Source organism: Sorangium sp. So ce362 (assembly GCF_051519845.1).
Lineage (GTDB): Bacteria > Myxococcota_A > Polyangia > Polyangiales > Polyangiaceae > Sorangium.
In genome coordinates, this window is record NZ_CP150332.1 from 7,234,028 (window position 1) to 7,251,705 (window position 17,678).

Below are 17,678 nucleotides of genomic sequence, written 5' to 3' on the forward strand. Positions count from 1 at the left end.
GCGCGGTCGGGGGGGTGATCGCGGCCCGTGTCAGGCCGCGCGGATCGTCGACGTCAGCGCGGCGCTCGCGTCGTGGGCGAGGAACGCGGCCCTCGTGGCCGGGAAGTCCATGATTCCGACGCGTTGCAGCAGCTTGACCAGGTTGGCCTTGGTCTTCGTGATGGTTCCGTTCATGCTCGCGAGATAGGTCTCGTTGGTCTCGTCGATCACGCGGCTCACCTGGCTCTCGGCGAGGCCGTACGCGGACAGGACCTTCCGGTCGAAGCCCCGCGCGGGGTCGCCGGCGAGGTAGTCGTCGAGGTAGCTCGGCAGCAGCGTCGCGATGACGGTCTTCGTCGCGTCGGGGAGCCGCGCCCAGTGGGCCTTCGTCAGCCTCGCGAAGTAGTTCGCGTGCCGGCCCTCGTCCGAGACGTGGTCGGTCATGACCTGCGTGAACGTGCGCGTCGCGTCCTTCTCTCGACCGATGCTCAAGAGGTCCTTCGTCAAGGTGTGCTCCGCGAGGCACACGGAGACGAGCTGGAAGTCATGGTGCATGTGCTGCGGCAGGGCCTCGAAGGCGCGCCGTACGGCGTCCAGGTTGCCGTTGGTGTCGGGCACCTCGATGGGCTGGACGCCGCTCAGCGCCTTCATCTGGATGATGAAATCCAGCGCGACGTAGGCGTGGTAGCCCTCGTCGATCACGATGGCCAGCGCCTCTCGCTTCTCGACGTCGCTCGCGCCCTTGATCTCGTTGTTGACGATGTTGAGAGCGCAATCGATGACGTACCGCGTCTCGAGGAGGCCGATCTCGTACATGTACCTGTAGGCCGACTGGGTGAGGACGAACGAGATCGCGTCCTCGCCCAGGCCCGTTACGATGGGGTGCTCGCTCAACGGCTGGCGTGAGCGTGGAAAGATGTACTCGCCGTGGGCGGTGTCCGGCACGACGATCCGCGGGCTGTTGCGGACCGTGGCCGAGGCATACCACCTCTCGACCGATTCCGGATCTGCCGATGCGCTCCGCGCTGCGATGGGGCTCATGAGTGGATCTCCCTTGCGTTCGGGTGAAATGATGGCCTGTGACATGAAGTGCTCTTCGTGATGCGGGCGGCGCGCTCGGAGCGCGTCAGACGGCCGACGTCGGCTGGCCGTCCGCGGCCGCCCGCTCGGCCCTGGACAGCTGGATCGACTCGGCGAGCGCCTCGGCCAGCGAGGTGAGGTCGTCGAGGCTGTGGGCGGCCGATATGAAGATCGGCTCCTCGAGCGAAGGTGGCATCAGGAAGCCGCGCTCCAGCAGACGAGCGTGAACCTTCTTGAAGACGTCGTAGTCCTGGGTCTTGACGTCCCTGTACGACCTCATCGGCTCCCGGCTGTCGCGGAAGGCGACGCCGGCGAGCGCTCCATGGCGGGAGAAGTGAAACGGGATGTGCCGCGCCGCGAGCTGGCGCCGGATCGCGGCCTCGAGCCAGGAGCCTCTGGCGTCCAGCGCCTCGTAGAAGCCGGGGCGCGCCAGCACGTCGAGCGCGGCGTTGCCGGCCGCCATCGTGAGCGGGTTGGCCGCGAACGTCCCGGACTGGAACACCCTGTTGCCGACGGCGACGTGCCGCATGTAGCGCGCCTTTCCTGCGTAGGCGCCGATCGGCGCGCCGCCGCCAATGATCTTCCCGAAGGTCACGAGGTCGGGGTCGATGCCGAGCGAGTTGCAGACACCACCGAAGTTGAACCTGAAGCCGGTGACGACCTCGTCGAAGATGAGCAGCGCGCCGTGACGGTCGCACAGCGCCCTGATCCGCGCGTGAAACCCAGGCCGCGGCTCGACGAAGCCCATGTTGGTGGCGAAGGGCTCGACCAGGACGGCCGCGATCTGGGGGCCGTGCGCGGAGAACAGCGCTTCGAGCTGGTCCTCGTCGTTGTACTCGCACAGCAGCACCTCGCGGTTCAGCTGCTCGGCGACGCCCTGGGTCGCGCCCTTCATCTTCACCGCTGCCGGGCCGAGGTTCAGCGGCGTCGCCAGCAGAGCATCGGAGTGCCCGTGGTACGCGCCGCCGAACTTGACCAGGAGGCTCCTGCCGGTGTGGGCTCTCGCGATGCGCGCGGCGGTCATGACCGCCTCGGTCCCGCTGCACACGAAGCGGATCTTGTCGATCGACGGTGTGCTCGCGACGATCTTCTCCGCGAGCTCATACTCGAGCGCGGTGGAGAGGCCGTAGACGGTGCCCAGAGAGGCCTGTCTGGAGACTGCCTCGACCACCTCGTCTCGCGCATGACCGAGGAGGAGCGCGCCGAACGCGTTCAGGAAGTCGGTGTAGACGTTGCCGTCCACATCCATGATCTTTGACCCTCTGGCCCAGGCGGCGCAGATCGGGTTGCCCCCGACCTGCGCGAACGCGCGCATCGGGGAGCTGACCCCATCCGGCATGACCGAGCGGCCGTGCATGAACAGATTGGCTGATTTGGTGGTGAATCTCATGGTAGATAGATGTCCACTGCGATGGTTGTTCGACGGCTCTGCTCAGCGGGCCCCGGGGCGAGGAACCAGGGAGGAGCTCCGGGGAGAGGCGACTGGCAGGGCCAGTCCGGCACACCCGAGCAAGCTCATGCGCTGACGCGAACGCGTCGGCGATCTCCTGGTCGCTGAGGATCAGGGGCCCGGCTGGGCTGATGACGACGTTGCCTTCGGCGACGCTGCCTTGGCGACGCTGCCTGGCGACGTGGCGTTGCACCGCGCATGCCAGCGGCGATGTGGCCGGAAGTCTCGCCGATCGCCGCGACGGCCGGCGCCGCGCCGTCGCGGTTCGATCACGGCATTGCCCGATCGAGCAAGCGCGTTCCCGCGCTGACGTGCCCGCGATCTCGGGGTCGAGCCTACAGGGAGCCGACGAGCGGCGTCGTGTGGACGCGCGACCGCGTGAAGGGTCGCGGGCGACCCGTGGGGGTCACGTCATCCGCGCAGCCGGCGCAGGAGGGTCTCGACCTGAGCATTCAAGCTTGTGACGACCTCGCCGGCCGGGCGGCTCGAGCTCATGCCGGCCGCCTGTCCGGCCCACAGCGACATGAGCTCCGCGCGTCCTGCTGCCGCGGCAGCCCGCCGGATGTCCGTGGTGAGCTCGTGCTGGATCGGATAGGGCGGGATGGCGTCGTCGTGACGGCTCATCTCGGCGATGAATCGGTTCGCGATGCCGCGCGCTGGCTTGCCCGAGAAGACCCGGGTGAGCACCGTGCTCTCGTCCGTCGCAGAGAGGACCGCGTCCTTGTGCTTCGGGTGAGCGCCGCTCTCCGGGCACGGCAGGAACGCCGTCCCGAGCTGGACCCCTGCCGCCCCGAGCGCCAGGGCGGCCACGATACCCCGGCCATCCATGATCCCCCCGGCGGCGACGACCGGTACGCGGACCTGATCGACGATCTGCGGGAGCAGCGCCACGAGCCCGACCATCGAGCGGTCGACCGGCGCGAGAAACGTCCCTCGATGTCCGCCGGCCTCGGCGCCCTGGGCCACGACGAGATCGACGCCGGCGTCGGCCAGCGCGGCGGCTTCTCGAACGGTTGTCGCGGTCCCCATCACCGAGCAGCCCGCGCTGTGAAGCCGCTGCAACCACGCCGCGGAGAGCACCCCGAACGTGAAGCTGAGGATGGGCACGCGCTCTTCCAGGACGACGTGCAGCTGCTCATCGAGGAGCGGGACGCCCTTGAGCTGGGTCGGCGCTTCGAGCCCGAGCTCTCTCCGATAGACGAGCATCGCCTCGTTGACCTTGTCGACCCCGCTCGCCGCCTCGGCCCGAGGCTCGCCGACGAAGACGTTGACGGCGAAGGGGCGTCCGGTCAGCGCGCGAATCTCCCTGATGGCGCTCCGGATCGCTTCGGCATCCATGTACCCGGCGCCGAGCGAGCCCAGTCCTCCGGCGTTCGCGACCGCGGCGACCAGCTGAGGTGTCGTCACGCCGCCGGCCATCGGCCCCTGGACAATGGGCAACGCGACGCCGAGCGCCCTCGTCAATTGCGTGTCGGGCCACATCTTCAGGACCTCGCGGTGGGTGCCCGATAACAGGGCTTTCTGCGTGGAACCCTAGCGTGGATCTCGGCGCGGGCAACGGAGGATAACGCGCGACGTCGACGCTGAATCCGCCCGCCGGCACACGCCGCTGCCTTGAGCTCTCCCTCTCCCGCGACGAGAAATATTTCAACCAAGCGGCACAGCGAACGCCCCCGCCCCTCCGGCTTCTCTACGGGAACCGTCGCGTCGACGCGCGTCGAGGGCGACGATCTGCCCGGGGACATCGCGGTCGGCGAGCGCATCTACTGGATCGTCGGCGGCAACATCCACGCCGCGAACAAGGACGGCTCCGGCGCAGGGGTGCTCGCGTCGGCGGACTACCCCGCGCGCCTCCTGGTGGACTCCACCTTCGTCTACTGGTACAGCGGCGGCGATAACCAGCTCCAGCGGGTGCGCTCCTCCGGCGGCGCGCCGGAGCCGCTCGCCGACAGCGCCGCTTACGTCCGCAGCCTCGCGCAGGACTGCCGCGCCCTCTACTGGACGACATGGGCTACCGACGAGGCGCCTGCCTCGGTGATCAAGCTGGCCAAGTGAGCCTGCTGACCGGCCGGCGCGCGGCGACCGATAGAAATGGCGGGGGCCGCGAGGCGGAAAGCAACGCCCGGGCAGACCCGACAGCGCTCAGGTATGTGTAGAATGGATCGAACACCGGCCGCGCCGGCGCCCGAATCCCTTCTTGAGCAGAACGGAGGAACGGATCGATGCCCATGGACCTCGAAAAGCCCACCTGTGACGACTCTCTGATACGGCAGCTCTCGTTATCGATCTTTCAGCTGCCCATCCTCAGCGTTGCGGACGAGCTCGGCGTGTTCTCGCATCTCGATCGGGAGCCCACGGGCATCGCGGAGCTGGCCAGACAGCTCTCTCTCAGCTTCCGCGCGACCGAGGCGCTCCTGGCCTCCCTGGCCGGAATGGGGCTCCTGGCCCGGTTTCAGGGCAAGTTCCACCTCACCGAGACGTCCCGCAACTTCTTGCTCCCGGGCAGGCCGTTCTACTGGGGCCACATGTTGCGGTTGATCGGTCAGGTCCCGGTCTCGCACAGCACCCTGCTGGAGACCCTGCGGCGGGACGGGGCCGTCGCGTGGGACGCCGGCAAGGCCATCACGGAGGCGTGGGACCATGTCGACCTGTCGGAGGAGCGGGCGTTCGTCTTCACCCGGGCGATGCACAGCCACTCCTTCGCGACGGCGGTCGGGCTCGCGCAGCGGGTCGAGCTGACGGGCGTGGAGCGCCTGCTCGACGTCGCCGGCGGCTCTGGCTGCTTCAGCATCGCCCTGGCGCGGCAGAATCCGCGCGTGCGGTTCACGGTCGCCGAGCTGCCGCCCGTGTGCAAGACGACGAGGCAGTACGTCGCGGAGCACGGCCTCGAGGAGCGCATCGACGTGGCGGCGCTCGACATGTTCCGCGACGCGTGGCCTCCGGGTCACGACGTGATCTTCTTCGCCAACGTCCTCCACGACTGGGACAGCGCGCGCCGGCAGCGCTTGATCCAGCGCAGCTTCGATGTGTTGCCCCCGGGCGGCCGCGTCCTCATCTACGAGCTCCTGCTCGCGGACGGGCAGGACGGCCCGCTCACGGCGGCGCTGAGCTCCATGAACATGGTGTATCTGACCCCCGGCAAGCAGCTCACGGCCGGCGAGCTCGACGAGCTCGTCCGCGGGTGCGGGTTCACGGACGTGTCCGTCATGCCGGCGTACGCCGGATACTCGCTCATCAGCGCCAGAAAGCCCCTCGATCGCTGAGACCGGCCTTGTGCCGGCTCACGGACGCGTGACTCCGGCGAAACCCTACGGCGCGTTCAGCGGTTGCGCGTGGACGGCGCGCGGGGCGCGTTGCTACCCTCCCCGGCACCATGAACTACCGCAATCTCGGACGCACCGGCCTGAAGGTCAGCCCCCTCTGCCTCGGCACGATGAACTTCGGCCCGGAGACCAGCGAGCCCGACAGCTTCGCCATCATGGACCGGGCCCTGGAGCACGGGATCAATTTCTTCGACACGGCCAACGTGTACGGCCGGAAGCGCGGAGAGGGGATCACCGAGCAGATCGTCGGGCGCTGGCTCGCCCAGGGCGGCGAGCGGCGCGACCGCACCGTCCTCGCCACGAAGGTCTACGGCGCCATGGGCGAAGGGCCGAACGACAGGAGGCTCTCGGCCTATCACATCCGCCGCGCCTGCGAGGAGAGCCTGCGCCGCCTGCAGACCGACCATATCGACCTCTACCAGATGCACCACATCGATCGCGAGACGCCCTGGGACGAGATCTGGCAGGCGATGGAGCAGCTCGTCCGCGAGGGCAAGGTCCTCTACGTCGGCAGCAGCAACTTCGCCGGCTGGCACATCGCGCAGGCGAACGGCCTCGCCGCGCAGCGGCACTTCCTCGGCCTCGTCTCGGAGCAGTGCGTGTACAACCTGAGCGCGCGCACCGTCGAGCTGGAGGTCCTGCCCGCCTGCCGCGCGTTCGGCCTCGGCGTCCTGCCCTGGAGCCCGCTCGCCGGGGGGCTGCTCGGCGGCGCCCTCCAGAAGGCGCGCGAGGGCCGGCGCGCCTCGGCCGACGCGCAGGCGCGCATCGAGAAGAGCCGCGCCAAGCTGGAGGCCTACGAGGCGTTCTGCGCCGAGCTCGGCGAGAAGCCCGCCGACGTGGCCCTGGCCTGGCTGCTCCAGAACCCGGTCGTGACCTCGCCCATCATCGGCCCGCGCACCGCCGAGCAGCTCGACGGGAGCCTTCGCGCCCTCGAGATCCAGCTGACCCCGCAGCACCTGAAGCGCCTCGACGAGGTGTTCCCCGGCCCCGGCGGCGAGGCGCCGGAGGCCTTCGCCTGGTAGCGCCGCGCCGGGAAACGCTCGTGCACAAGGAGATGAACATGAGTCGATGGCGGTATGATCAAGGGCTGCAGGACGTCGGCAACGGCTGCTTTGCGTATCTCCAGCCGGCCGGCACCTGGGGGCTCAGCAACGCGGGGCTCGTCACCTCGGACGGCGAGGCCCTGCTCGTCGACACGCTCTTCGACCTGAAGCGCACGCGCGAGATGCTCGACGCCATGCGCGCGGCGACCCCCGCCGCGGCGCGGATAGGCACGGTCGTGAACACCCACGCGAACGGCGACCATTGCTACGGCAACGCGCTCGTCGAGGGCGCGACGATCATCGCCACGCGCGCCGGCGCCGCCGAGATGGATGAGATCCCCGCGCCGATGCTCGCCATGCTGATGCGACAGGCGCGCAGCGGCGCCGCCGGCGCGCTGGGCGAGTACCTCGTCCATTGCTTCGGCGCCTTCGATTTCGACGGGATCGTCCCCACGGCGCCGACCCGGGTCTTCGAGGGGGAGCTGACCGTCGCGGTCGGGGGCAAGGAGGTCCGCCTCATCGAGGTGGGCCCCTCCCACACGAAGGGCGATCTGCTCGTGCACGTGCCCGCGGACCGCGCGATCTACACGGGAGACATCCTCTTCATCGACGTGACGCCGATCCTGTGGGCAGGGCCCGTCGGCAACTGGATCAAGGCGTGCGACACCATCCTCGCGCTGGACGCCGACGTCATCGTCCCGGGGCACGGGCCCATCACGGATCGCGCCGGCGTGCGCGCGGTCCGCGATTACCTCGTGTACATCCGCGACGAGGCGCGGCGCCGCTACGACGCCGGCATGCCCCCGGCCGACGCCGCCCGCGACATCGCGCTCGCCGACTACGCGAGCTGGAGCGACGCGGAGCGCATCGCGGTGAACGTGCACACGCTCTACCGCGAGTTCAGCGGAGGGAAGCTCACCCCGCCCGGCCCGGTCGAGCTCTTCGGCCTCATGGGCGAGCTCGCGCGACGGCCGCGCTGAAGCAGCCAGAAAGGGTCATTCAATCACCATGGCAAGCGTGAAGGCGTGAAGAAAAGATAAGCCAAGCACACACCAGCCGTCGTCCCTGGCAGCCGGCACATCGCGGCGGCTCGGCCGCGCGCAAAAGGGGCGCCGCCAGCCGCCGAGGACAGAGAGCTTCCCCCGAGCGCGACTCCGGGTCAAGCAGAGGCGATGACGCGCGGACAGCCAATGTCCTTGCCGTCGCGCCGCCGTGGCGCGCCGCGGATCACCCCTTCAGGCCGGTGCGGGCGACGCCCTCGATCACGTACCGCTGCGCGGCGATGAAGACCGCGAGGACCGGGACGCTCGCCACCACCGCGCCCGCCGTGACGAGCGCGTAATCGGTGGCGTGGGCCGCCTGGAGCAGCGCGAGGCCAGGCGACAGCGTGAGCTTCTCCGGGTTGAACAGCACGTAGATGGGCCAGAGAAAGTCGTTCCAGTTGCTCAGCAGGCTGAGCACGGCCAGCGTGGCCAGGGCCGGCTTCGACAGAGGCAGTACAATTTTCCAGAAGACCTGGAGACGGCTGGCGCCGTCGAGCGCGGCGGCCTCCTCGAGCTCCCTCGGGAGCCCGAGGAAGAACTGGCGCAGGAAGAAGACGCCGAACGCCGAGGCGGCCGGCGGCACGACGAGGGCCGGGAGGCTGTCGAGCCAGCCGAGGGCCCGGACGATCAGGTAGTTCGCGGGCAGGAACAGGATCGGCGGGATGAACAGCGTCGCGAGGGCCGCGGCGAGCACGAGCCGCTTGCCGCGGAACTCCATGCGCGCGAGCGCATACGCCGCCGGGGCCGCCGTGGCCAGCACGAGCAGCGCATGGGCCACGGCGGCCAGGACGCTGTTCAGGAGCCAGCGGAGCACCGGCGCCCCGGAGCTCGAGCCCGCGAGCGCCTCGTAGCTCTCGAGCGTCGCCCGCGCGGGCAAGAGCGTGGGCGGCACCGCCGTCGCCTCCGGCGGCGACTTGAGCGAGGTGAGCGCCATCCAGATCACCGGAGCGAGGTAGACAACGGCGAGGAGGAGCAGCGCGGCATACGACAGGACACTCCCGATCTGCCGGCGGCGGACAGGATAGCTGTCGTCGGCCCGCCGGCGCCTCATCGAGCGTCCCCGCCGCCGCGCCGGCCGAAGAACAGGAGCAACATGCCGAGGTTCACGAGCGCGAGCAAGAACGCCTGGACGTAGCTCATGGCCGCCGCGGCGCCGAGGCGGAAGTTACGGAACCCCTCCTCGGCGATGTACATGATCGTCGTGCGCGTCTCGCTGCCAGGACCGCCCCCGGTCATCAGATAGGCCTGCCCAAACATGTTGGCCGACCCGAGGACGGTCATCGTCACGACGAACACGAACACCGGCCTGAGCCCCGGCACCGTGACGTGGCGGAGCTGCTGCCAGCGGGTCGCGCCGTCGATGCGGGCAGCGTCGTAGAGCTCCCGGTGGATGTTCTGCAGCCCGGCCAGGTAGATCACGGCGTTGTAGCCGAGCGTCCACCACACCGTCATGCCCACAAGCGAGACCCACACCCACGGCACCGCCGTGGTCCAGCCCGTGTCGGCGGGCAAACCCAGCTTCCCCAGCAGGTGGTTGATCACGCCGATGTGCGGGTCGAGCAGGAGCCGCCACATCAGGGCCACGACCGCCACGCCGAGCACGTAGGGGGCGAAGAACATCGCCCGGAAGAACGATCGGCCGGGAAATCGCCGGTTGAGCGCGAGGGCGAGCAGCAGCGGGAGCGTCACGAGGACAGGCACGCTCAGCGCCGTGAACAGCGCGGTGGCCCGCAGCGCGCGCCAGAAATTGCCGCGGGTCGGCGAGCCGGACCGGAACAGATCCGCGTAGTTGTCGAGGCCGACCCACGGCCGCGACGGCAGGTAGGGGTCCCAGTCGTGGAGGCTTATCCACGCGCCGAGGACGATCGGCGCCGCGACGAAGAGGCCGAACAGCGCGAGGTACGGCGCGAGGAACAGGTAGGGAGCCCACCGGCGCGGCCGCGCGAGGCCGCGCTCCCGGAGCCGACCGACGCCGGGGGCGCTCTGCGGGACGCCGTCCGCCTCGGCCCGGCCGGGCTCCACGAGGGGGACGTCGACCGCGGTCACAGGGCCCTCGCGAACTTCTTCAGGTTGGTCGCGAGCAGCGCGTCGGCCTCGCGGGCGGCGCGGTTCAGGGCCTCGCGCGGCGCGGCCCGCAGCAGCACGGCCTCGTTCACCGCGAGATCGAGGGTGGACGCGCGCACCGAGTCGACCCCGGGGAACGCCGGCGGGAAGCGGACCACCGGGAGCTGCTCGGCGAAGATCGCCTGCTCCGTCATCCGCCCGAACGCGGCGCTCTCGCGCGCCGCCCGCCGGGCCGGCACCATGCCGGCCCCCGCCCACTCGAGGGAGTGCTCGCTCAGCCAGGCGAGGAACACAACCGACGCCCTCAGGCGGCCGGCGCCGGTCGATGGCTGCCGCGGAAGCACGAGGTGGTGCGCGTTGCCCCAGACCGCCGGCTGCGCGCCGATGACAGGCACCGGGAGGACACCCCACCGGAGCCCGGGGATCGCCCGGTAGATGTTGATCATCCAGATGCCGTTCCAGAGAAAGGCGTTCCGGTTGTTGGTGAAGGCGATGCTGTCGGCGTCCTGGCCGACGTCGCGCGGGCTGTAGCCTCGCCGGACCAGCTCGAGCATGAAGCCGAGCGCCTCGACGCCGGCCTCGGAGTTGAACATCGCCCGGGCGCCGTCCTCCGAGAACAGCTCGCCGCCCGCCTGCCACAGGATCGACTGGAACATCAGCCCGCCGGTGAACAGGACAGGCGACACCCACGATCCCTGGATCCCCCTCTGCCGGAGGTGCTCGAGGACCGCCATGTAGTCGCGCCGGGAGCGAGGCAGCGCGGCGTCGTCGAGGCCGGCGTCGGCCAGCACGGCGCGGTTGTAGTAGAGGCCGAGCGGGTGGATATCGAGGGGGACGCCGTAACGACGGCCCCGGAAGACGCCGGCGTTCCAGAGCGTCTCGGAGAAGTCGGCGGCGCCGAGGCCGAGCGCCTCGGTCACCTCGTCGAGCGGGAGGAGGGTGCGGTGGACCGCGGCCGTGGCCAGCTGGTCGGCGTGCATGACGGCCACGTCGGGGCCGCTCTCGCTGTCGACCGCGGCCGGCAGCTTCTGGTAGAAGTCGCCCCAGCGGTTCACGCTCATCCGCACCGTGATGTTGTCGTGCTCGCGGTTGAACCGCTCGACGAGCCGCTGCATCGGCGGCCGGTCGCCCCCGGTGAAGCCCGTCCAGAACGAGAGCTCGACGGCCGGGCCCGCGTAACCCCGGCTGCCGCCGGCGGCGATGGCGGCCTGCTCCCGCACGTCGACCGGCTCACCGCGACAGCCGAGCAGCAGCAGACCCGCAGTCGCCCCGACGCCGGCGAGGAGCTCGCGACGGCCCGGCAGCCGCCCGGCGTCCCCTCGCGCAATCGGTGCTCGCCCCCTCTGCATCTGCCGTCTGCTCACGCAATCCCACCGCGGAGGGCTCGCTTCCGGCGTGTTGCCCGCGATCGAGCCGAGTCGCAGCTCACCCGGGTCCCCCGGCTGGCACGGCCATTTACACCTGTGTCACCCACCGTCCACAGGAATATTCCCGGAGCGCAGCGGGGACCACGCGACTGTCGGATGTTGCCGTGTTGTTCGTTCTTCGATCTTGAGATTTTCTCCGCCGAAGTCGTCGCTCACCAGGTCAATACCGACCGGGCGAGCTCATCGACGGCTGCGCGGCCGGCGGCGCGCGCTCGCGCCGGCCGCAGGGCGCGCCCACCTCTGCCAGCAGATGAGCCGCGGGGCCGCGGAGGGCCTCCGCGCCCCGCTCACATCGAGAAGCCGTCGCCCTGCCCGTCCGCAGGACCGTCGCCCTGCCCCTTCGCAGGCGGGGTCTTCCCCTCCGCGGAAGGGGTCTCCCCCTCGAGGAGCTCCTCCACCGCCTTCGCGTGCTCGGAGAGCTCGGGCAGCGTGGAACGGTCGTAGTCGGGCGCGACCCAGAAGACCTCGGGCGCGGGCCTGTACTCGCTCGTATAGCGGCGCTCGGCGGCCCTGCCGTCCTTGTAACGGAGCGTGACGTGGGATCGCACGTCGTATCCGCACGAGCCCTTCTGGTGGCGTTTCACCTTGCCCTCGGAGAGCTCGGACTTCACGTAGATGCGGCGGATGAAGTCGTCGGTGTGCTCGGCCGAGATGCGGTGATCGACCTCCGCCACCGGGTCGCCGCCCAGGATCTCGACGCGGAGCACCGTCGGTTCCGGCAGATAGGCGTGGATCATGACCGGGAACGGGAGCGTGTTCCTGATCTTCAGGTCCGACTCGGGGTAGGTCACCATGGCGTCGAGCCCCATCGGGATGTAGGCGCTCGGGCGGGAGTGGCTCTGTCGGTCCGGCGTGTCGAGCGCGCCGAAGAGCGACGCGGCGTAGAGCGTGCTGGAGACCTGGCAGGTCCCCCCGCCGTAACCGGGGACGGTCTCGTCGCCCAGGATCTCCGGCGCGATGGTGAAGCCGTTCTTGCGCGTCCGCGGGCCGACATGGGCGTTGAACGAGAAGGTCTCGCCGGGTGCCAGGATGGTGCCGTCGATCTTGGACGCCGCGTTCTTGATGTTGACGGCGCGCCCGGCCTCCTTCCCGTGCCGCTTGAACTTCGTCTCGTACGCCGCGACGACCCGGCTGACGTCGACGCTCACCAGATCGTCGACGCCGACCGCGGGCGCGATGTACCGGACCGGCAGCTCGATGAGCTCCTCGTCGTCGTGGTCGCCGGCCCGGAGCGCCGCGAGGGAGGCGTCGATGTCGAGCTCGCGGCCGGCCTGCTCCGGGATCTTGCGCCGGTTCGCGAGGTCGACCCGCGCGTCCACGGGCATCCGGTAGACCTGCGGGGCGAGCCGCTCGAGGAGCGCGCGGGCCCTCGCCTCGTCGACGGCCCACACGAGCGGCACGTCGATCCCGCCGCGCCGCGCCCGCCGGGCCTCCCGGAGCCGCCGCGCCCAGGGGCCCTCGTGGCCGACGCGCTGCGCCGCCGCGAGCGTCTCGCCGACGTCGATCGCGACGCCCACCTCACCGAGCGTCGAGGTCAGCTCCACGTCGTCGTGGCGGAGCCGGACGACGCGCGCGCGCAGGGCGTCGCGCCTCGCCTCGAGCCAGACCGCCGGCGAGGCGCCGTCCGGAAGGAAGCGCTCGCCGATCGAGAGGCCGCGGACCACCGGCGAGACCGGCAGCGCGTCGCGCACCGTCAGGGCGGCGCCCACGCCCGCCGAACCGCCGAGCGCCAAGACAAAGACGAGGGCCCTCGTATCCACGGCAGCTCGCCATGGTAGCCGGATCGCGGACGAACTGGAAGATCGCTAGGCCGTCGAGGGCCCTGCCGAGCTCTGGAGCTGCCAGCCGGGCAGCCTCAGCCGCCGCCGACGAAGTGCACGATCTCGATCACGTCGCCCTCGGCGACCTCGGCGGCCGTGTGCTCGGCCCGCGGCACCACCTCGCCATTGCGCTCCACCGCCACGGGCCCCTCGGTCAGCCCGAGCAGCTCGACGAGCCTCCGCACCGTGACCGCCGCCGGCACCTCGCGCGCTTCTCCGTTCACCGTGATCTTCATGGCCTCTTCACCTCGTCCTTACGCGCCGCCTTCGCGCCTCGCCGCCGCCGCCCCCGGCGCGCCGGCCGCGGTCGCCGCGGCGAGCGCCGCCCGGAAGCGCCTCGCGTTCTCCACGTAGCTCGCGGCGCCCAGCCTGCCGAGCTCGGCCTGGTCCGGCCGCACCTCGCCCATCACCTGGGCCGGGTTGCCGCGCACAAGCGACCGCGGCGGGATCACCTTCCCCGGCGGCACCACCGCGCCCGCGGCGATCACCGAGCCCTCGCCGATCACGACGTTGTCGAGCAGGATGCTCCCCATCCCGATCAGGCACCCGTCGCCGACGCGGCAGCCGTGCAGGATCGCGCCGTGCCCGATGGTGACGTCGGCGCCGACGATCGTCTCCGAGACGCCGCTCGTCAGGTGCAGGCACGCGAGGTCCTGCACGTTGGTCCGCGGGCCGATGCGGATCGCGCCGATGTCCCCGCGCAGCACCGCGCCGAACCACACGCTCGCCTCGTCGCCGAGCGTCACGTCGCCGATCACCGTCGCGTTCGGCGCGAGGAACACGTCGCGCCCGAGCCGCGGCGACGCCCCGCCAAGGTCGAGGACGAGCGCCACGTCAGCCCCCCTCGGCGGCGACCACCGGCAGCGAGCGCCGCGTCGGCTCCGCGCCGCCCCGCTGCCGCGGCCGGGCCGCGGCGCGCGCCGCCTCCGTGAGCTCGGCCTGCAGCGAGTGCTTGTTCGCCCGCGCGATCGAGACCTCGACGACCTCGCCGAGCAGATCGAGCTCCCCCGCGCCCTCGATGTGCGCGATCTCGTGGCGCCCCGTCCGGCCCGACCAGAGCGCGCCGCCCTGGCCGCGCGCGCCGCCCGCGCCGCGCTCCTTGTCGCGCCCCTCGACGAGCACCGCCTGCGTCGTCCCCACGAGGCCCGACAGGTGGGCGGCGAGCAGCGCCTCGCTCGCCTCGAACAGGCGCGAAAGCCGCTCGCCCTTCACGCCCTCGGGCACGTCGTCCGGCAGCTTCAGCGCGGGCGTGTGCGGGCGGCGCGAGTACTTGAAGCCGAACAGCCCCTTGAACCCGACCTCGCGCACGAGCGACAGCGTCGCCGCGAAGTCGTCCTCCGTCTCGCCCGAGAAGCCGACGATGATGTCGGTCGAGAGCGTCAGCCCCGGGACCGCCTCCACGAGCGCCCGCGTCCTCGCGACGTACTCGGCGCGCGTGTAGCGGCGGATCATCCGCCGGAGGACCCGATCGCTGCCCGACTGCACCGGCATGTGCACGTGGCGCGGCAGCACGGCGAGCTCGGCGTGGGCGAGGACGAGCGAGGGCGTCAGGTGCCGCGGGTGCGGGCTCGTGTAGCGCAGGCGCGCGAGGCCGGGGACGTCGGCCGCGACGCGCCGGAGCAGCGCCGCGAACTCGCTCTCGTCCGGGTCGTCCGCGCTCGCGCCGGGGGCCCGCGGCAGCGCGCCGAGCGGATCGCGGTAGCTGTTCACCGTCTGGCCGAGGAGGGTGACCTCGCGCGTCCCCGCGGCCACGAGCGCCGCGATCTCGGCGACGATCTCGTCGCTCGACCTGTAGCGCTCCGGCCCGCGGGTGTGCGGGACGATGCAGAACGAGCAGCGCTCGTCGCAGCCCTTCATGATGGTCACGAACGCCGTCGGCGCGGCGCGCGACGAGGGCGACGGCGACGCAAGGAGGAACCGGGGCGCGTCGAGGTCGAACACCGTGCGCGCGACAGGCAGCCCGCCGAGCGCGAGGTCGCCGAGCAGGCCCGGCAGCTCCGGGATGTTGTCGGGCCCCACCACGACGTCGATCGTCCGCATCTGCTTGAGCAGGCGCTCCCCCTCCTGCTGCGCGACGCATCCGGCCACGACGACCACCCGGTCGGTGCGCTCCCGCTTCCAGCGCGCGAGCCGGCCCACCTCGCTCCGCAGCTTCTGCTCGGCCTTCTCGCGCACGCTGCACGTGTTGAGCACGAGCACGTCCGCCTCCTCGGGGCCGCCGGCCTCGGTGTAGCCGGCGCGGCGGAGCACGTCGTGCATCCGCTCGGAGTCGTGCACGTTCATCTGACAGCCGAACGTCGTGATCGAATACCGGGGCATTGAAGCGATGCACCCTCTAACAGAAGGGGCCCGAGGCCGCCACCTCGCGGCGGGAAGCGCCCGTGCGCGGCGCGCCGCGCGCGCGGCGCGCCGCCTCCCGCGCGACGCGACGCTCCCGGGCGGGACAGACGCGGCGCCGGCCCGGCCCGGTGCCCCCAAGCGTCGCGCGCCGCCGAAAGGACGCAGAGCCGGCGCGTTACCATGGTAAAAATCGGGCCGGGAGGAGACCCGATGGCGAAACTGGAAAACCTGGTAGAACTGCTGGATCGCTCACTGAAGCTTCATGGTCCCCAGCCGATCTTCGGTACGAAGACCGAGGGCCGCTGGGACTGGATCACCTATGCCGAGTTCGGGCAGCTCGTCGCCAGGTTTCGCGGCGGCCTGGCGTCGCTCGGCGTCCAGCGGGGCGATCGGGTGGCCCTCATCTCCAACAACCGTGTGGAGTGGGCGGTCTCGGCCTATGCCTGCTTCAGCATGGGCGTCGCCGTCGTGCCGATGTACGAGGCGCAGCTCCCGGGAGAGTGGGCGTTCATCATCAACGACTGCGAGGCCGTGGCCGCGATCGTCGCCACGCCGCAGATCCACGGCAAGTGCAAGGATCTCCCCGAGAAGGCGCCCTCGCTGAAGCACCTCGTCTGTCTGTTCGAGCCCGGCGGGGCGGGCGACGGCGTCCCCGGCGCGCGGACCACCTCGTACAAGGAGCTCCTCGCCGCGGGCGAGGAGAGCCCGGCGCCGGCCATCCAGCCGACGTCGAAGGACACGGCGTGCCTCATCTACACGTCGGGCACGACCGGCAATCCCAAGGGGGTGATCCTCTCGCACGGCAACATCGCCTCCAACGTCTGCGCCGTGCTGGATCTCATCCCGTTCGGCAACGGCGACCGGAGCCTGTCGTTCCTCCCGTGGGCCCACTCGTTCGGCCACACCGGCGAGCTCCACGTGATGATCACGGTCGGCGCGTCGATGGCGCTGAGCGAGTCCGTCGACAAGATCGTCGCGAACCTCGCCGAGGTGCACCCCTCCGTGCTGATGAGCGTCCCGCGGATCTTCAACCGCATCTACGAGGGCGTGCAGAAGCAGATGACGGAGAAGCCCGCGCTCATCCAGGGCCTGTTCCGCGCCGGGCTGCGCGCCGCGACGAGGCAGAACAAGGGCGAGGCCCTCGGCCTCGTCGAGCGGCTCACCCTGGCCGCGGCCGACCGGGTCATCTTCTCGAAGATCCGCGCGAAGTTCGGCGGCAAGCTGAAGTACGCGATCAGCGGCGGGGCGGCGCTCTCCTACCAGGTGGCCGAGTTCGTCGACGCGCTCGGCATCACCGTCTACGAGGGCTACGGCCTCACCGAGACGTCGCCCGTCGCCACGGTGAACTACCCGGGGGCCCGCCGCCTCGGCAGCGTCGGCAAGGCGATCCCGGGGGTGCGGGTCGTCATCGACAAGTCGGAGACGCACGATCCGAAGCAGGGGGAGATCGTCATCTACGGCCCGAACGTCATGGTGGGCTATTACAAGCGCGACGAGGAGAACAAGGCCGTCTTCACCGAGGACGGCGGCTTCCGCACAGGCGATCTGGGCTACCTCGACGACGACGGCTATCTCTACATCACGGGCCGCATCAAGGAGCAGTACAAGCTGGAGAACGGCAAGTACGTCGCGCCGGCCCCGCTCGAGGAGAAGATCAAGCTGTCTCCGCTGATCAACGGCGCGATGATCTACGGCGACAACCGCCCCTTCAACGTGGCGCTGATCGTGCCCGAGATGACGGCGCTCGCCGAGTGGACGCGGGCCCAGGGGCTCTCGTTCGAGTCGCCCGACGCGATGCTGAAGCACCCGCGGGTGGTCGCGCACCTCCAGGCGGAGGTCGACCAGTACGCCACGGATTTCAAGTCCTTCGAGAAGATCAAGAAGATCGCCCTCTCGGCCGAGGACTTCACCGCGGACAACGGGATGCTCACGCCGACCCTGAAGCTGAAGCGGCGCGTGGCGCTCCAGAAGTACGCGCCCGCGCTCGACGCGCTGTACAGCGGCGCGGCGAGGCCCGAGGCGCGCGAGGCCGCGCCGGCCGGCTGATCCGCGGGCGCCCCCCGGCCGGCGCCTCCCGGCCGGTGGCCACCGCCGCCCCCCGCGGTTCCC

General features: G+C 70.8%; 15 protein-coding genes. 5 read left to right on the plus strand and 10 right to left on the minus strand.

The window, feature by feature from the left end:
- Window positions 1-30: 30 nt before the first annotated feature.
- The 3 genes from WMF17_RS27565 to WMF17_RS27575 all read right to left on the minus strand — a co-directional run bounded on the left by WMF17_RS27565 (window position 31) and on the right by WMF17_RS27575 (window position 3,991).
- Window positions 31-1,020, minus strand: a complete 990-nt coding sequence (locus WMF17_RS27565) for a diiron oxygenase (protein ID WP_437596142.1) — start codon at window positions 1,018-1,020, stop codon at window positions 31-33.
- A gap of 85 nt (window positions 1,021-1,105) precedes the next feature.
- Window positions 1,106-2,449: an aspartate aminotransferase family protein gene (locus tag WMF17_RS27570; RefSeq protein ID WP_437644112.1), complete on the minus strand. Its 1,344-nt coding sequence runs from the start codon at window positions 2,447-2,449 to the stop codon at window positions 1,106-1,108.
- A gap of 471 nt (window positions 2,450-2,920) precedes the next feature.
- Window positions 2,921-3,991 (minus strand): NAD(P)H-dependent flavin oxidoreductase, encoded by a 1,071-nt coding sequence (locus WMF17_RS27575; RefSeq protein WP_437644113.1) that lies wholly within the window; start codon window positions 3,989-3,991, stop codon window positions 2,921-2,923.
- Between the two features lie 132 nt (window positions 3,992-4,123).
- Between WMF17_RS27575 and WMF17_RS27580 the strand changes: the two genes are divergently transcribed.
- The 4 genes from WMF17_RS27580 (at window position 4,124) to WMF17_RS27595 (ending at window position 7,855) form a co-directional block, all read left to right on the plus strand.
- Window positions 4,124-4,564 carry a hypothetical protein gene (locus WMF17_RS27580; RefSeq protein WP_437596145.1) on the plus strand — a complete coding sequence of 147 codons (441 nt, stop codon included), beginning with the start codon at window positions 4,124-4,126 and terminating at the stop codon, window positions 4,562-4,564.
- Window positions 4,565-4,731: 167 nt separating this feature from the next.
- Window positions 4,732-5,772 (plus strand): methyltransferase, encoded by a 1,041-nt coding sequence (locus WMF17_RS27585; protein WP_437644114.1) that lies wholly within the window; start codon window positions 4,732-4,734, stop codon window positions 5,770-5,772.
- A 110-nt stretch (window positions 5,773-5,882) separates the two neighbouring features.
- Window positions 5,883-6,854: an aldo/keto reductase gene (locus WMF17_RS27590; protein WP_437596147.1), complete on the plus strand. Its 972-nt coding sequence runs from the start codon at window positions 5,883-5,885 to the stop codon at window positions 6,852-6,854.
- Between the two features lie 38 nt (window positions 6,855-6,892).
- Window positions 6,893-7,855 (plus strand): MBL fold metallo-hydrolase, encoded by a 963-nt coding sequence (locus WMF17_RS27595; RefSeq protein ID WP_437596148.1) that lies wholly within the window; start codon window positions 6,893-6,895, stop codon window positions 7,853-7,855.
- A gap of 247 nt (window positions 7,856-8,102) precedes the next feature.
- On the opposite strand, the gene WMF17_RS27600 is transcribed toward WMF17_RS27595, so the two are convergent.
- From WMF17_RS27600 to miaB, 7 genes are all read right to left on the minus strand, one after another.
- On the minus strand, window positions 8,103-8,969 hold the full coding sequence (locus tag WMF17_RS27600; RefSeq protein ID WP_437596149.1) for a carbohydrate ABC transporter permease: 867 nt from the start codon (window positions 8,967-8,969) through the stop codon (window positions 8,103-8,105).
- Window positions 8,966-9,964 (minus strand): carbohydrate ABC transporter permease, encoded by a 999-nt coding sequence (locus WMF17_RS27605; RefSeq protein WP_437596150.1) that lies wholly within the window; start codon window positions 9,962-9,964, stop codon window positions 8,966-8,968. The genes WMF17_RS27600 and WMF17_RS27605 overlap by 4 nt, the downstream gene beginning before the upstream one ends.
- A complete protein-coding gene (locus WMF17_RS27610) occupies window positions 9,961-11,331 on the minus strand; it encodes an ABC transporter substrate-binding protein (RefSeq protein WP_437596151.1) in 1,371 nt (456 codons plus the stop codon). The genes WMF17_RS27605 and WMF17_RS27610 overlap by 4 nt, the downstream gene beginning before the upstream one ends.
- 365 nt (window positions 11,332-11,696) lie before the next feature.
- A complete protein-coding gene (locus WMF17_RS27615) occupies window positions 11,697-13,142 on the minus strand; it encodes a VanW family protein (protein ID WP_437644115.1) in 1,446 nt (481 codons plus the stop codon).
- A gap of 122 nt (window positions 13,143-13,264) precedes the next feature.
- Window positions 13,265-13,465 (minus strand): sulfur carrier protein ThiS, encoded by a 201-nt coding sequence (thiS, locus tag WMF17_RS27620; protein WP_437596153.1) that lies wholly within the window; start codon window positions 13,463-13,465, stop codon window positions 13,265-13,267.
- An 18-nt stretch (window positions 13,466-13,483) separates the two neighbouring features.
- Complete coding sequence (locus tag WMF17_RS27625; protein WP_437644116.1) at window positions 13,484-14,062, minus strand: gamma carbonic anhydrase family protein; 579 nt, start codon at window positions 14,060-14,062, stop codon at window positions 13,484-13,486.
- A 1-nt stretch (window position 14,063) separates the two neighbouring features.
- Window positions 14,064-15,548, minus strand: coding sequence for a tRNA (N6-isopentenyl adenosine(37)-C2)-methylthiotransferase MiaB (gene miaB, locus WMF17_RS27630; RefSeq protein WP_437596155.1), 1,485 nt, complete (start codon window positions 15,546-15,548; stop codon window positions 14,064-14,066).
- A gap of 231 nt (window positions 15,549-15,779) precedes the next feature.
- On the opposite strand from miaB, the gene WMF17_RS27635 reads away from it, so the two are divergent.
- On the plus strand, window positions 15,780-17,615 hold the full coding sequence (locus tag WMF17_RS27635) for an AMP-dependent synthetase/ligase (protein WP_437596156.1): 1,836 nt from the start codon (window positions 15,780-15,782) through the stop codon (window positions 17,613-17,615).
- The last annotated feature ends 63 nt before the right edge of the window (window positions 17,616-17,678 follow it).

Bases quoted from the DNA above. Each gene is read 5' to 3' on its own strand.
- WMF17_RS27565 (WP_437596142.1), bottom strand. From the start codon at position 1,020: ATGAGCCCCATCGCAGCGCGGAGCGCATCGGCAGATCCGGAATCGGTC.
- WMF17_RS27570 (WP_437644112.1), bottom strand. From the start codon at position 2,449: ATGAGATTCACCACCAAATCAGCCAATCTGTTCATGCACGGCCGCTCG.
- WMF17_RS27575 (WP_437644113.1), bottom strand. From the start codon at position 3,991: ATGTGGCCCGACACGCAATTGACGAGGGCGCTCGGCGTCGCGTTGCCC.
- WMF17_RS27585 (WP_437644114.1), top strand. From the start codon at position 4,732: ATGCCCATGGACCTCGAAAAGCCCACCTGTGACGACTCTCTGATACGG.
- WMF17_RS27590 (WP_437596147.1), top strand. From the start codon at position 5,883: ATGAACTACCGCAATCTCGGACGCACCGGCCTGAAGGTCAGCCCCCTC.
- WMF17_RS27595 (WP_437596148.1), top strand. From the start codon at position 6,893: ATGAGTCGATGGCGGTATGATCAAGGGCTGCAGGACGTCGGCAACGGC.
- WMF17_RS27600 (WP_437596149.1), bottom strand. From the start codon at position 8,969: ATGAGGCGCCGGCGGGCCGACGACAGCTATCCTGTCCGCCGCCGGCAG.
- WMF17_RS27610 (WP_437596151.1), bottom strand. From the start codon at position 11,331: ATGCAGAGGGGGCGAGCACCGATTGCGCGAGGGGACGCCGGGCGGCTG.
- thiS (WP_437596153.1), bottom strand. From the start codon at position 13,465: ATGAAGATCACGGTGAACGGAGAAGCGCGCGAGGTGCCGGCGGCGGTC.
- miaB (WP_437596155.1), bottom strand. From the start codon at position 15,548: ATGCCCCGGTATTCGATCACGACGTTCGGCTGTCAGATGAACGTGCAC.
- WMF17_RS27635 (WP_437596156.1), top strand. From the start codon at position 15,780: ATGGCGAAACTGGAAAACCTGGTAGAACTGCTGGATCGCTCACTGAAG.